Genomic DNA, 13,897 nt, shown 5'->3' with positions numbered 1-13,897 from the left:
GTATTGTTTTCGAACGTGCTCTCCAGAACTGCCGAAGCTGTCGTGACCGAAAACACTGCCACCCCGTGTGAGTGGTGCTCCTCCACCGATGACGTCGCGGACTTCCGTGACGAAGTGCGCTGCGGCAAGTGCCGCGAGCTCGAGGTGACGATCACCGAGGCGCGCAAGTTCTTGGGTTTCTACGGTCTGCGTCCGCTCGGCGGCTCCGTGGAATGCGACGACGAGGAGGAGCGCGAGCACCGTGTCGGCGCTCGCGACGCGTACACCGAGTTGAACCGGATCCGCACGAGCACCCCTGCTCCTCGACCCAAGCGATCCGCATCGCGAACGTCTGCGGCCGCGGTGAAGTCGAGCACCGTGAAGTCGGGCGCTGCGAAGTCGGGCGCCGTGAAGAGCGCGGGCGACAAGGCGAGCACGGCAACCACGAGCCCGACACGACGCAACGACGTCTCGCGGCCCGACCGCGCGGAGCTTCTCAGTCGCGCCGAGGGTCTGCTGAACGAACTCACCGACATCGACGGGCGCCTGGCCGCCGCCGAGCAGGAATCGGGACTCTCCGCCAAGGCCCGCATCGCCGACCTGACCTCGCGTCGCGAATACGTACTACGCACCCTTGCCGCGCTCGAAAAGGCTCAGCGCGCCATGGCCCCGTCCTGACGACCGCCGGTACGTACACAACTCGTACCTGAGCGGACCGCCGAGGAGATTATTGTGATGGCGCCGCGCTCACGACCGAGTTGTGTACGCGCCCTCGCGCCGATCGAGCGGCCTCTTCGCCGATCGAGCGCCCCCTCGCCGAACGAGCGCCCTTTTCGCCGATCGAGCCCACCCTTCGCTGAACGAGCCCCTCGCTGATCGAGCTTGTCGAGATCACCCGCCGACCGAGCCCCCTCGCCGATCGAGCGCCCCTCTTCGCTGATCGAGCCTGTCGAGATCACCTGCGGCCACACCTACGACGCGTGGCCTCCGTTGTGCCCCGCCGGCGGGCGCACGCACTGCACCCAGTTGACCACGAGCGCGATGTGGCACAGCGCGGCCACCAACAGCCCAAGCGAAGTCTGTTGGCGCGCAGTCTGATCCGCCCAGTAGCCCAGAATCGAGATCGGCACCGCGACGGCGCTGACCGCTGCTGCGATCCAGCAGGGTGCGAAACGTCGAACAATCACCGCGACCATCGACAGCACCACGGCGGCGGCGCCGAAGATGACGGCGAGTTCCGAGAGCGGCGTCGACGTTCCGGTCAGTGCAGTCACAACGCTCATGCCCGCGAGTACCACGACGGCCACCCAGATGGCGGCGACCGCACGCCCGCGGAGCGGGACCTCTGCCATGACCCTTCGTTCGATTCCACGAAGGGAGTCCGCGAGCCGAAGGTCCAGTTCGTCGCGGTCTACACCTCTCCCGTCGTCGCGCATCCCACCAGTGTCCTCCGCTAGCGCTCGGGGCGCAGGACCCGGGGTGCGCAATACGGGCCAATTCCACGAAAGGGTAGACACGTACAACCAATTAGTTGTACGTTTGCATCGTGAGCACAACGGCAGAGGACCAGGCAGACGCACTGTTCCACGCACTTGCCGATCGAACCCGCCGCGACATCATGCGGCGCGTGCTCGCGCAGGAGCAGTCGGTGTCGACACTCGCCGCCGACTACGACATGAGCTTCGCCGCGGTACAGAAACACGTCGCCGTGCTCGAACGCTCCGGACTGCTGACAAAACGTCGCCGAGGGCGTGAACAACTTGCCTCCGGCGACGTCGAGGCCGTGCGCGCCGTGTCGGACCTACTCGACGAGCTCGAGCAGGTCTGGCGCGGCCGGATCGACCGAATCGACGCACTACTTGCTGTCGACGACACGACGTCGACAGCTGCCGACAAAGAGGAGTAATACAATGCCCGTCATCGACGTCACCAAGAATCTCGACGACCGATCCCTCACCATCACAGCCGAGTTCGCCGCTCCGGTTGAACGCGTCTGGCAGATCTACGCCGATCCGCGTCAGCTCGAGAAGGTCTGGGGCCCACCGGAATACCCCGCAACGTTCGTCGATCACAACCTGGCGCCGGGCGGGCGTGTCACGTACTACATGACCGGCCCCGACGGCGAAAAGTACGCGGGCTACTGGCTCGTCGACTCCGTCGACAAGCCGTCGAACTTCAGCTTCCGCGACGGCTTCGCCGACGAAAACTTCACGCCGATCGATTCACTTCCGTTGTCGCACAGCACATACTCGTTCGCCGACAACGATGGCCGAACCATCGCCACCTACGTGAGTACGTACGAAACGGTTGAGGGACTGCAGAAGGTCCTCGACATGGGCATGGCCGAGGGCGCGACGCAGTCGCTCAACCAGATCGATCAGTTCCTGGCTGGTTGACCGCGCGCTCAGCGCTTGCGCGTCAGAACGAACTTGGCGATGACCTTGTTGCCCTGATACTGCGAGCCCGCATATCCGTTGCGCGTCTTGTACATCTTGAGTCCGTTGCCCTGGCCCATGTTGACGTACTCGTACTTGCCAACGGTTGTGATGGGATAGCCACGGAAGCTGGGGGTGACCCCTAGCCGGTGATTGCGAACCGTCATGTCCGAACACCACGGCAGCGGGACGTGGAAACCCTGGAACTCGGTGTTGCAGTATCGGTAGTTGCCAGGCGAGACGTCGGCGTGCGCCGCTCCGCCACCCACGAGAACTCCTGCGGCAGTGGCGCCGCCGATCATTACACTTGCTATCAGCTTCTTCACAGGCCGGAATTGTGCCATACGGTCTCAGCGATCACGCGGACCCGTCGTTCGCCGAAATGAGGTTCAGTTGCGTGGGACGCAGGGGTACAAAAATGCCCCTCAGGATCCCACGCAACTCGGCCTCTTCTGCGGAAGCGGAGGGATTTGAACCCCCGGTGGTTTTACCCACGCTCGCTTTCAAGGCGAGTGCATTCGGCCGCTCTGCCACGCTTCCCTGCGGAAAAGGGTACGTGACCCGCAGCGTGAGACCACCATCAGCCCACTCGCCCTCATCAGCCCGTTCCCTCATCAGCCAACGCGCAGCAGCACCTTGCCGATCGCGTCGCCGCTGTTGAGTCGCTCGTGGGCGGCCTGGGCGTCGGCCAGCTCGAAGACCGAGTCGGTCACCGGCACCACAGAGCCGGCCTCGATCAACGGCCAGGTTCGCGTGTAGGTCTTCTCGACGATCGACGCCTTGCCGTCGGCCCCGGTCACCGGCCTCGAGCGCAGCGCGGTGCCGTACACCGAGAGCCGCTTGGAAATCATTGCGCCGATGGGTAACTCACCCTTGACGCCGCCCTGCATGCCGATGATGACCAGGCGCCCTCCCGTGGCGAGAGCCTTGACGTTGCGCGGCAGATAGGCCGCGCCGATGATGTCGAGGATCACGTTGGCGCCACCGTGCCCGGAGATCACCTCGACGAAGTCCTCCGACGAGTAGTCGATGAGGATCTCGGCCCCGTACTCCGCCGAGCGCGCCAGCTTCTCCTTCGTCCGCGCCGTCACCGCGACCCTGGCTCCCAGCGCGCGACACAGCTGCGTCGCATGGGTGCCGATCCCGCTGGAGCCTCCATGAATGAGCACCAGCTCGTCAAGCTGCAGGTGCGCCGTGAGCAGCAGGTTCGAGACAACCGTGCACGCAACCTCCGGCAGTCCCGCTGCCTCGATCAGGTCCACATTCGACGGCTTCGGCAGCACCTGCACTGCCGGAACCACCACCAGCTCGGCGTACCCGCCGCCCGCGAGCAGGGCACACACCTCGTCGCCGACGGACCACTCCGTCACCTCTGGACCAAGTTCGACGATCCGGCCCGACACCTCGAGACCCAGAATCTCCGACGCCCCGGGCGGCGGTGGATACAGGCCCTGTTTCTGGAGTAGGTCGGCACGGTTCACGCCGGCTGCCGCGACCTCGATGAGCACCTCGCCGGGTCCCGGCGTCGGATCGGGTACTTCGGCGACAGACAATGTGGCGGTATCGGACTCGACGGTGATTGCACGCATGCCATCGATGCTGCCCGAAAGTGGCGTCGAACGGGCGTAACCGTCAGGACCAGGAGCCCCGGACCTTCCGCATGGCGAGGCAGATGGTGGTGAAGCCTTCCTCGCCCAGGACGTCGAAGACGTACTCGCGGATCACGCCGTTGCGCACCCGCGAGATCCGGGCCAACGTGCTGCGGCCGGTGTCGGTGATGCGGACGAGTCGGTGTCTGCCGTCGAGGTCCGAACGTACGCGGACGACGTCGCCGGTGTCGATCAGTCTGCCGATCTGACGGGACATGGTGCTGACGCCCATGTGCACGGTCGCCGCGAGTTCACTGATGCCGAACTGCTCACGCGTCGCGAGAACTTCGAGGATGCGCAGGTCGGTTGTAGTCCAGCCGTTTGCGCCGAACGTGCTGTTGACCTGAGCCATCAGCGCCCATCCGCCATCCACGAACGAGTTCCAGAGCGCGACCTGATCGGCGGTCAGCTCCGGTGTATCAGGCGCGGGAGGGCGGGGTTCGGGGTCGTTCACATTGGTCAACTTAGTATGCGTTGTAGCTAAATGCGAAACCGTGTGGATCGGTCGACCCACACGCAATACGCTGCGACGTTGCCTAACCGAGCGACCCGAGAGTTCTGACCAGATGGTCAACTTCGTACGGCGTCGAATAGGGTCCGAGACCGACGGTCACCGCGCCGCCGAAGTCGCTTGCACCCATGCGTGTCAGCGCTCGGCACGGGAGGTCGGCGAGCGCACAGATCCCGTTGTCGGAGAGGCGTCGAACCACCTTGTCCGCCGAGACCTGATCGAAGGTGAAGCTGAGCGTCGGGACGCGGTTACCAGGCGTCCCGACCACCGAGACCTGACTGAGCTGCTCCAGAGTCGTCGTGAGGTAGACCATCAGCCGGTCGAGATACTCGTTGACCGCGTCGAGGGAGGCGACAAGTCGTCGGCGCCGCTTGCCGATCGCGTCGGCGTCGAGCGAGGCGAGATGTTCGATCGACGCGACCAGCCCGGTCAGCAGTCCGCCCTGTAGCGGTTCGAGTTCGAGACGTGCGGGGCCGACCGCACGCGGGTCGACCGACATCGGGACGAGCCGATCGATGACCTTCGGATCCCGGAACACCATTGCCGCGACCCGCGGACCGCCCCACCGCTCGGCGGACACCACGAGCACATCCGCACCGAGTTCGGCGATGTCGAGCGGCATGTAGGGAGCAGCATTCGTCGCGTCGACGACGAGCATCGCACCACGTGCGTGTGCGAAGCGGGCGATCGCGGGGATATCGGTGATGGCACCGAGAGTCGACGACGCCAAGGTGACGGCGACGACTGCCGTTCGCGCACCGACGAGATTCTTGTACTGCCACGCGGGCAGCTCACCCGTCTCGATGTCGAGTTCGGCCCACCGCACAGAACCGCCATAGCGTCCGACGACCCGCAGCCACGGCACGATGTTCGGCTCGTCGTCGGCATGACTCACGACGACGTCGCCGCCGAGCCAGGTGTTGGGGGCGATCGACTCCGCCAGGGTCCACACGAGCGCCGATCGGGAGGGTCCCAGGACCACTCCCGCGGCCTGCGCGCCGACGAGATCGGCGACCGCTCGACGTGCGCCGTCGATGGCTTCGGTGGTGCGGACCGCACCCGGATAGACCCCGCCCGGCGCCGCGCCGAGCTGGCGGAATCCCGACGAGACCGCGCTGGCAACAGAGTCGGGGATGAGCATCCCGGCCTGCGCGTCGAAATGAATCCAGCCGTCGCCGAGCGAGGGGAACAGTCCTCGCACGGCGGCGACGTCGAGACTCATGCCAGCCACGATAGACGGCCCGCCCTCGACGAACGGACGGGTTGTCGCCGAACGCCGCGCGGCGACGGCGTCCCCTGGCGTCGGGAGCAATACCGACTACTGCTGACGGGTGTCGGCGGCTTTCGGCACAATGGGGACATGGCTAGCGAAGGCACATCGTCCGGAGCGTTTGATCCCCGCGGTTTCGGTTCTCCGGCAACCGCCGACGAGAACATCGTGGTTGTCGGGCCCGACGACCACGAGACCGGGAAAGACGCCGAATCCAAAGACAGTGTGGCCGACATGGTCGAGCAACCCGCCAAGGTCATGCGGATCGGCACGATGATCAAGCAGTTGCTCGAGGAAGTGCGGGCAGCTCCGCTCGACGAGGCGTCGCGCAACCGGCTCCGCGAGATCCACCAGACGTCGATCAGCGAACTGGAAGACGGCCTCGCCCCCGAGCTGCGTGAAGAGCTCGAACGCCTCGCACTCCCCTTCTCCGACGACTCGACGCCTTCCGATGCCGAACTGCGTATCGCGCAGGCACAGCTCGTCGGGTGGCTCGAAGGACTCTTCCACGGGATCCAGACAGCGCTGTTCGCCCAGCAGATGGCAGCGCGTGCGCAGCTCGAGCAGATGCGACAGGGCGCTCTGCCTCCCGGAATCGTGGGTCCAGGTGGTCCCGGCGGCGGACCGAGCACCGGTCAGTACCTCTGAGTATCGGGCCGCGGACTCCTCGCTCGACACCGCCCGTTCCGGATCGTCGAACTGCTCGCTTGTATGCTGAATCCCCGTGTCAGCGGTAGTCAACGAGCGGGAAGTTCCGCCACCACCCACGACGTCGGATTCGAGGTCGTTTCGGCGGGCGTTCAAGGACCTCTCGGACGGACTCCGCGCGAGGGAGCTCTGGGCGCTTCTCGGATGGCAGGACATCAAACAGCGGTATCGGCGTTCGGTGCTCGGACCGTTGTGGATCACGATCGCGACCGGCATCACGGCCGTGGCGATGGGTCTGCTGTATTCGCAGCTGTTCGACGAGGACATCACAACGTTCCTGCCGTACGTGACGCTCGGCTTCATCTTCTGGGGCTTCATCGAGGGATCGATTCTCGACGGCTCGGAGGTGTTCGCCAAGAACGAGGGGTTGATCAAGCAGATCCCGTCACCGCTGTCGGTGCATGTCTACCGACTCGCGTGGCGGCAGCTCATCATCTTCGCGCACAACATCGTCATCTACCTGGTGCTGCTGGCGATCTTCTGGAAGCACATCCACCTGAGCTGGACCGTCGTGCTGATCATCCCGGCGATGATCCTGTTCGTCATCAACAGCGTGTGGGTCGCGATGGTCTTCGGCATCCTGACCACCCGATTCCGCGACATCGGACAGCTACTCAGCACCGCCGTGCGCCTGGTGTTCTTCATGACGCCGATCATCTGGAGCGCGTCGTCGCTGCACAAGGTCACCGGAGAGGGCTCGTCGCGGGCACGGATCGTCGAGATCAACCCGATGTTCCACTATCTCGAGATCACGCGCGGTCCGCTGCTCGGCGAATCGGTCGCCTTCTATCACTGGGCGATCGTCATCGGCTGCACCGTCGCGGGATGCCTTCTCGCCCTGTTCATCATGCGCAATTACCGCGCCCGAGTTCCGTATTGGGTGTGAGTCGTGACCAGCTCCAGAGAACCTGAGATCAAGAACGACGCCGTCCGCGTCGACACCTGGGACGCCTGCGTCGACTTCCCCATCTTCGACGCCAAGACGCGGTCGCTGAAAAAGTCGGTGCTCGGTGCCGCGGGCGGCGTGATCGGCGCCAATGCGTCGAACGTGGTGGTTGTCGAAGCACTCAAGAACATCAACCTGCACCTCGAACACGGCGATCGCGTGGGGCTCGTCGGTCACAACGGTGCCGGTAAGTCGACGCTGCTGCGCTTGCTGTCGGGCATCTACGAACCGACGCGCGGCTCATGTCGGGTGAAGGGTCGCGTGGCCCCGGTCTTCGACCTCGGCGTCGGCATGGACCCGGAGATCTCCGGCTACGAGAACATCCTCATCCGCGGCATGTTCCTGGGCGTGAGCCGTAAGGAGATGCTGCGCAAGACCGACGAGATCGCGGAGTTCTCCGAGCTCGGCGACTACCTCAACATGCCGCTGCGCACCTACTCGACCGGTATGCGCGTGCGCCTCGCCCTGGGTGTGGTGACCAGCATCGATCCCGAGATCCTGATCCTCGACGAGGGCATCGGAGCCGTCGACGCGGAGTTCATGAAGAAGGCGCGTACGCGGCTGCAGTCGCTGGTCGAGCGCTCGGGAATCCTGGTTTTCGCCAGTCACTCCAACGAGTTCTTGGCCCAACTGTGCGACCGCGCGCTCTGGATCGACCACGGCGAGATCCGGATGGACGGCGGGATCGAGGAGGTGGTCGGCGCCTACGAGGGTCCGACCGCCGCAGCGCACGTGCGCGAAGTGCTCGACGAGATGCATCGGACCGACGGCAAGCCCGCATGAGCGACTCCACGGGCTCGACCTCGCGCGTCATTGCCTCGCGTGTCATTGCCGTTGTGGTGACCCATCGTCGAGCGGAGTTGCTCGCCGAGTCGCTTGCCGTGGTCTCCGCACAGTCCCGACCTGTCGACCACCTCGTCGTCGTCGACAACGGCAACGAACAACAGGTCGCCGACCTCGTTGCCGCACAACCCATTCCGACGACCTACGTGGGTTCGCAGCGCAACCTCGGGGGCGCGGGCGGGTTTGCGCTCGGCATGTTGACCGCGCTGTCACTCGGCGCCGACTGGGTGTGGTGCGCCGACGATGACGGACGCCCTGAGGACAGCGAAGTTTTGTCGACGCTGCTCGAGTGCGCCGCACGTCATCGGCTCGACGAGGTCTCACCCGTCGTCGTCAACATCGACGACCCCGACACCCTCGCCTTCCCGTTGCGCCGCGGCGTGGCGTGGCGGCGCAAGCGGTCGGAGTTGTTCGAGGGCGACGGCGAGCCCGACGGCGACGACGACCTGCTGCCGGGCATCGCGTCGCTGTTCAACGGCGCACTGTTCTCTGCGCACGCGCTCGACGTCGTCGGCGTCCCCGACCTCCGGCTGTTCTTCCGCGGCGACGAGGTCGAGGTGCACCGCCGCCTCGTGCGCTCCGGTTTACGTTTCGGCACGTGCCTGACCACGGCATATCTACACCCGTACGGCTCCGACGAGTTCCGCCCGATCCTCGGCGGCCGCATGCACACGCAGTATCCCGACAACTCGGTGAAGCGCTTCTTCACCTACCGCAACCGCGGCTTCCTCATGAACCAGCCCGGCATGCGCAAATTGCTCCCACAGGAGTACGCACGATTCGGCTGGTACTTCCTGGTGCAGCAGCGCGACGTCGCGGGCTTCCGCGAGTGGTTCCGGCTGCAGCAACTCGGCCGCCGCGAACGGTTCGTGCGGCCCGACTGACGTCGATTGGGCGCTTCGTCGCGTCGAGTGGGCGCTTCGTCGTGCCGAGTGGGCGCTCTAGCCTGCCGACAGTGCGCTTCGTCTCATCGACTGGGCGCTTCGTCGTGCCGAATGGGCGCAATTCGCCGACCACCCTCGCCGAAACTAGAACGTGTTCTACTCTGTGATCAGACACCGATCCACAGGGGAGACACATGCGGTTCACCTTCGCCGAGGCGATGACAGATCCCAGCTTCTACGCACCACTCGCCCAGGCGGCCGAGGAGGCCGGGTACGCGGGGTTCACGATTCCCGACTCGCTCGCGTACCCAGAGGAGTCCGACGCCACCTATCCGTACACGCCGGACGGCAATCGTGAGTTCCTCGACGGCAAGGCGTTCATCGAGACGTTCATCGAGGCCGCGGCGCTCGGTGCCGTCACGTCGACGATCCGCTTCACGCCGTTCGTTCTCAAACTCCCCGTGCGACCGCCGGCGCTGGTGGCCAAGCAGGCGAGTTCTGTTGCGTACCTGACAAACAACCGACTCGCACTAGGCGTCGGCACCAGCCCGTGGCCGGAGGACTATGAGTTCATGGGCGTCGACTTCGCGCGACGTGGCAAGCGCATGGACGAATGCATGGACATCTTCCGTGGCCTGACGTCGGGTGAATACTTCGAATTCCACGGCGAGTTCTACGACATTCCACGCATCAAGATGACCCCCGCACCCACAGAGCCGATCCCACTCCTCGTCGGAGGGCACGCCGACGCCGCGCTGCGTCGAGCCGTGATCCGAGGCGACGGATGGATGCACGGAGGCGGCCCCGCGGAGGAACTCGACGCCCTGCTCGACAAGATCACCGACATCCGCAAAGCGGAGGGAAAACTCAACGACCCCTTCGAGATCCACGTCATCTCACTCGACGCCTATACGGTCGACGGATGTAAGAGGTTGGAGGACAAGGGAATCACCGATGTGATCGTCGGCTTCCGCCTTCCGTACGTGATGGGCGACGACACCGAGCCGCTCGCGACCAAGATCGACCATCTGAACGCCTACGCCGAGAACGTGATCGCGAAGGTGAACGGCTGACGCACAGTCGGCACGCTGGAGCGCCCAGTCGGCACGACGTGACGCACGGTCGACGCGCTGGAGCGCCCACTCGACGGGATGAGGCGCCCAGTCGACGCGCTCAAGCGCCCAGTCGACACGCTCGACGTCAGCGGCGCATCTCGACGACCTGCGTGTTGTTGAAGGGAACCTGGCGCACGACGTGCAGTCCGGCGGCCGAAAGTTGTTGGTAGAGCGGCGTCGAGGTGAAGTGGCTGGGTGAGAACACCCAGTAGCCGATGGCGCCGGGGTAGGCGACGTAGCCGTGGTCGCGGTCCTTGTCGGTGATCACCCACATCACCTGGCACTGCTCGGCGAACCGTCGATAGACGGCGACGGGTTTGTCGCCGTCCCAGAGCACGTCCCCGTGGATCGCGTCGACCGAGGGGCCGACGTCGCGCAGTCCCACGAAGTCGTCGGGCTTGGCGCGCAGGACGACTCGCTGCGAGACCGGGCTCCACGTCGGCGCGGTGGAGAACGCGACGCAGTCGCCGGAATGTGCGTTCGAGCCGATGAAGTCGGCGGCCTCGGAGAAGTCGGTGCCGCCGAGTCGGCCGTACGCGCTGCGGTCGGCGAGGTACGTCGGCGTTGCGGCCGCGGCCAGAACCACGACGAGAAGCGCTGCCACCCACACACGGTCGCGAGCGATCTGACACACCGCCCACGCCAGGATCAGCGCCAGCCCACCGGCTGTGAAGATCAGGTAGCGGGGTGTGTAGACGGCGTCGACCAACCACGAGAACACGAACACCAGTGCCGCGGGCACGAAGACCCACAGCAGTCCGATGACCAGGGTCGACCATCGCCCGCGGGCACCGAGGACAGCAGCGGCGGCGAGTCCTGCCACCACGACGACAGCGCCGACGATGAGGAAAATGGTTGCGCCGTCGAAGAACTCGAATCGTGCATAGTTGCCGAGCGTCCGTGGCGACATCTGCTCGACCCACGAGATCTGCGCCCGTTGCGAGACGAAGACGCGCGCGAATGGCGCGACAAGTGCGCACACGATAATCGCGGAGATGACGAAAGCGCCTACCGTCCAGCGTAATCGCGACCTATCTCGCCCCCGACCCTTCATCAGCACGATCAGCAGGTGCACGGAGAGCAGCATGATGGTGAAGAAGAACCACACCACACCGACGACAGAGACCGCGACGTATGCCGCCCACCACCCCCAGCGTCGTCGCCGAGAGGCACCGTCGTCGACGTCGAGCGCGATAAGCAGGACCAGCGTCATGGCGATCCCGAAAGCGATTGTGCCGGCATAGGATCGGGCCTCAGAGCCCGCCCAGGTCGTGCGCGGCAGACACAGGAGCACCAGGCCGGCGATCACGCCAAAACGTGTGTCCCACAGTCGGGTACCGAGAACGACGAGCAGGCCTGCTGCGACACCGACCGCCAATGCGGACGGGAACCTCAGCGAGAACTCCGACAGCCCGAACACCTTGGTCCACACATGCATGCACAGGTAGTAGAGCGCGTGCACGGCATCGATCTGAGCGAGCAGATCCCACATCGCCGACAGTGGACGGTGCACCGCAGACACCGTCGCGGCCTCGTCGTACCAGAGCGACGGACGCCAGGAACCGTACGCGCACAACACCACTCCAAAGATCCCGACCACCAGTGCGGGTCGGGCGGAGCGGAGTCGTTCAGTCGCCGTCAAACAATCTCGTCCAGTTCTCGCGACTCGTCAGTTCGGGCATTGCCTGTCGCCACCCGTCGGCGACGTCGAGTCCGTCACGACGCAGTTCGAGGCACAACTGTGCGAGTTCTCGTCCGAGCCGGACCGCGATCTGCTTGTCGCGCCGCCTGACTCGTACACCCGTCTGCGACGAATCGGTGACGATGGCCGACGAGAAGAGCCCTACGTGCCACCACCGTCCGTCGTCGGCAGAAATGGAGACGGGTGCTGGCGATACCCGGCCGAGCCATTGCTGCACAGCACGTTTGACCAGCACGCGAGTCTCTTTGTCTTCGTCCGGCAGCGGTCCGCGGCGTGAGATCCTCGTGTTGGGATCGGCGTCGACGAACACGTCGGCGCTGTCGCGGATGACCGTGTCCGGATACTGCGCACGCAGTTCCTTCAACTCGGACAGCTTCGACATTCCGCCGTCGTCGAGGATCGACGGTCCGCGCAGGAAATCACGAACGGCCAGAAGGAAAGTCGCGGCGAGGCCGTAGCGCATGGAGACGATGTGCGCGCCGACCTCCTTGGCGATGACGGTCGCGAGGTGCTTCGGGTCGTACGGCCCGTGGATCGCCGCGACGATGAGCGCGTTACGCCAACTGAAGTAGCGCGACCAGTCGTCGTAGTCCTTGAGGTGGAAGTCGGCGTGCCAGACGCCCGCGTTGGGCAGCGTGACCGTCGGAAAACCGTTGCGGCGCGCGCGAATACCGAACTCGATGTCGTCCCACTGGAAGAACAGCGGCAGCGAGAGTCCAGCCGCATAGACAGCCTCGACCGGGAGCAGGCACGACCACCAACCGTTCCATCCGGCGTCGGTGCGCGCGTCCTGTTGCTTCTCGAGCGCGTTCAGTCCCTGCTTGCCGTACGCACCGGGACGTCCGGCCTTGAGCTCGTCGAGCGCTTCCCACTCGCCGGTCATGTGCACCCGGTAGGTCTCCGACGCCAGCAACATCTGCGAACCGACGAGCATCGGTCGCGCCGTGCTGTTGGCAAAGGAGGTCAGCCGGAGGATGGACTCGGGTTCGCACGTGATGTCGTCGTCCATCACGACGATGTCGGTGTCGTGGCTGCCGCCCTTGGTGACCTCGTGGATACCGCGGTTGAATCCTCCCGCGCCGCCGAGGTTGGGCTGAGTGATGTAGTGCAGACGGTCGCCGAGTACCGCGGTGACCTCGCTGAACCGCGCCTGGTCGGCGACACGGTCGGTGCCCTGGTCGACGACGTACACGGCGGCGACCCTCTCGAGCACGACGGGATCGGATGCGAGCGCCAACACTGTCGCCACCGCGTCGGCCGGACGGTTGTGCGTGCACATGACGACAGACACGGGCCGGTCACGGACCCGAGAGTCCACGCTCCACTCGACACCGGAGATGCTTGCCGGCCCGTCGATGGCGGTCAACTCGAACCAGAGGGCTCCACCGTCGATGAATCGCTTGACGTCGAGGTCGAAGCTCACATGGCCCTGTCCGGAGACCTCCGCGGTCTGCACCGGACGTTCGCGACCGCTGATGTCGGAGGCACGGATGTCGATCCGCAGCGTCGTGCCGGGTGCGCAGTCGTGGTCGAACTCGAGGCGGACGGACCGCACGCGGGTGTAGCTCTGCCAGAAGGCTGCGGGAAAACGTCCGAAGTAGGTGTTCGCCGACAGTCGCGCCCCGGGTCCGAGATGAGCTCTGCGGCGATCGAGTCGCACCCTGGAGAGGTCGGTGTCGGCGTACATCCCCGGCTCGATCCGGGTATCCGGACCGGTGAACAGCGTGCGCTGGACGAGCAGGCGGCCCGAAGGAGAATTGGTCATCTCGCGCAAATCAGACGGGTCCGTGTGCGGGGTATCGGTCGTGGTCGGCTGTGCTGCTGTCGACATTGCATCCCATTCATCTCTTCGGGG

Annotated in this window: 15 protein-coding genes and 1 tRNA gene; 8 read left to right on the top strand and 8 right to left on the bottom strand. The window is 65.3% G+C overall.

Annotated elements, in window-relative coordinates:
* Positions 1-42 precede the first annotated feature (42 nt).
* Entirely contained in the window at positions 43-657 is a 615-nt protein-coding gene (locus RND64_RS01670; protein ID WP_331436407.1) for a hypothetical protein, read from the top strand.
* A 293-nt stretch (positions 658-950) separates the two neighbouring features.
* On the opposite strand, the gene RND64_RS01665 is transcribed toward RND64_RS01670, so the two are convergent.
* Complete coding sequence (locus tag RND64_RS01665) at positions 951-1,415, bottom strand: Rv2732c family membrane protein (RefSeq protein ID WP_442903964.1); 465 nt, start codon at positions 1,413-1,415, stop codon at positions 951-953.
* A gap of 110 nt (positions 1,416-1,525) precedes the next feature.
* On the opposite strand from RND64_RS01665, the gene RND64_RS01660 reads away from it, so the two are divergent.
* Both RND64_RS01660 and RND64_RS01655 read left to right on the top strand, forming a co-directional pair.
* Positions 1,526-1,885: an ArsR/SmtB family transcription factor gene (locus tag RND64_RS01660; protein WP_331436406.1), complete on the top strand. Its 360-nt coding sequence runs from the start codon at positions 1,526-1,528 to the stop codon at positions 1,883-1,885.
* A 4-nt stretch (positions 1,886-1,889) separates the two neighbouring features.
* Positions 1,890-2,375 carry an SRPBCC family protein gene (locus RND64_RS01655; RefSeq protein ID WP_049700164.1) on the top strand — a complete coding sequence of 162 codons (486 nt, stop codon included), beginning with the start codon at positions 1,890-1,892 and terminating at the stop codon, positions 2,373-2,375.
* An 8-nt stretch (positions 2,376-2,383) separates the two neighbouring features.
* On the opposite strand, the gene RND64_RS01650 is transcribed toward RND64_RS01655, so the two are convergent.
* The 5 genes from RND64_RS01650 to RND64_RS01630 all read right to left on the bottom strand — a co-directional run bounded on the left by RND64_RS01650 (position 2,384) and on the right by RND64_RS01630 (position 5,796).
* The gene (locus RND64_RS01650; protein ID WP_331436405.1) at positions 2,384-2,740 is read right to left on the bottom strand and encodes a hypothetical protein; all 357 of its coding nucleotides are present in this window, start codon (positions 2,738-2,740) and stop codon (positions 2,384-2,386) included.
* A gap of 129 nt (positions 2,741-2,869) precedes the next feature.
* A tRNA-Ser gene (locus RND64_RS01645) sits at positions 2,870-2,954 on the bottom strand.
* Positions 2,955-3,028: 74 nt separating this feature from the next.
* Positions 3,029-4,003 (bottom strand): NAD(P)H-quinone oxidoreductase, encoded by a 975-nt coding sequence (locus RND64_RS01640; protein WP_049700165.1) that lies wholly within the window; start codon positions 4,001-4,003, stop codon positions 3,029-3,031.
* 43 nt (positions 4,004-4,046) lie between these two features.
* Complete coding sequence (locus tag RND64_RS01635) at positions 4,047-4,517, bottom strand: MarR family winged helix-turn-helix transcriptional regulator (protein WP_049700166.1); 471 nt, start codon at positions 4,515-4,517, stop codon at positions 4,047-4,049.
* Positions 4,518-4,599: 82 nt separating this feature from the next.
* The gene (locus RND64_RS01630) at positions 4,600-5,796 is read right to left on the bottom strand and encodes a cysteine desulfurase-like protein (RefSeq protein ID WP_049700167.1); all 1,197 of its coding nucleotides are present in this window, start codon (positions 5,794-5,796) and stop codon (positions 4,600-4,602) included.
* 138 nt (positions 5,797-5,934) lie between these two features.
* On the opposite strand from RND64_RS01630, the gene RND64_RS01625 reads away from it, so the two are divergent.
* The 5 genes from RND64_RS01625 to RND64_RS01605 all read left to right on the top strand — a co-directional run bounded on the left by RND64_RS01625 (position 5,935) and on the right by RND64_RS01605 (position 10,298).
* Entirely contained in the window at positions 5,935-6,492 is a 558-nt protein-coding gene (locus RND64_RS01625) for a bacterial proteasome activator family protein (RefSeq protein WP_049700168.1), read from the top strand.
* 76 nt (positions 6,493-6,568) lie between these two features.
* Positions 6,569-7,438, top strand: a complete 870-nt coding sequence (gene wzm, locus RND64_RS01620; protein WP_270484926.1) for a galactan export ABC transporter permease subunit Wzm/RfbD — start codon at positions 6,569-6,571, stop codon at positions 7,436-7,438.
* 3 nt (positions 7,439-7,441) lie between these two features.
* Positions 7,442-8,281 (top strand): galactan export ABC transporter ATP-binding subunit Wzt/RfbE, encoded by an 840-nt coding sequence (gene wzt / locus RND64_RS01615; protein ID WP_049700170.1) that lies wholly within the window; start codon positions 7,442-7,444, stop codon positions 8,279-8,281.
* The gene (glfT1, locus tag RND64_RS01610; RefSeq protein WP_049700171.1) at positions 8,278-9,225 is read left to right on the top strand and encodes a galactofuranosyltransferase GlfT1; all 948 of its coding nucleotides are present in this window, start codon (positions 8,278-8,280) and stop codon (positions 9,223-9,225) included. The genes wzt and glfT1 overlap by 4 nt, the downstream gene beginning before the upstream one ends.
* A gap of 194 nt (positions 9,226-9,419) precedes the next feature.
* A complete protein-coding gene (locus RND64_RS01605; RefSeq protein WP_049700172.1) occupies positions 9,420-10,298 on the top strand; it encodes a TIGR03619 family F420-dependent LLM class oxidoreductase in 879 nt (292 codons plus the stop codon).
* Between the two features lie 127 nt (positions 10,299-10,425).
* Here RND64_RS01605 and RND64_RS01600 read toward each other — a convergent pair whose 3' ends face one another.
* On the bottom strand, positions 10,426-11,982 hold the full coding sequence (locus tag RND64_RS01600; protein WP_082938008.1) for a glycosyltransferase family 39 protein: 1,557 nt from the start codon (positions 11,980-11,982) through the stop codon (positions 10,426-10,428).
* Positions 11,969-13,873 carry a glycosyltransferase gene (locus RND64_RS01595; protein ID WP_049700173.1) on the bottom strand — a complete coding sequence of 635 codons (1,905 nt, stop codon included), beginning with the start codon at positions 13,871-13,873 and terminating at the stop codon, positions 11,969-11,971. The genes RND64_RS01600 and RND64_RS01595 overlap by 14 nt, the downstream gene beginning before the upstream one ends.
* Between the last annotated feature and the right edge of the window lie 24 nt (positions 13,874-13,897).

Source organism: Gordonia sp. w5E2 (assembly GCF_036540975.1).
In the GTDB taxonomy this organism is placed as follows: domain Bacteria; phylum Actinomycetota; class Actinomycetes; order Mycobacteriales; family Mycobacteriaceae; genus Gordonia; species Gordonia jacobaea.
Note: the sequence above shows the minus strand (reverse complement) of the source record. Positions and strands in the feature narration are given on the sequence as shown.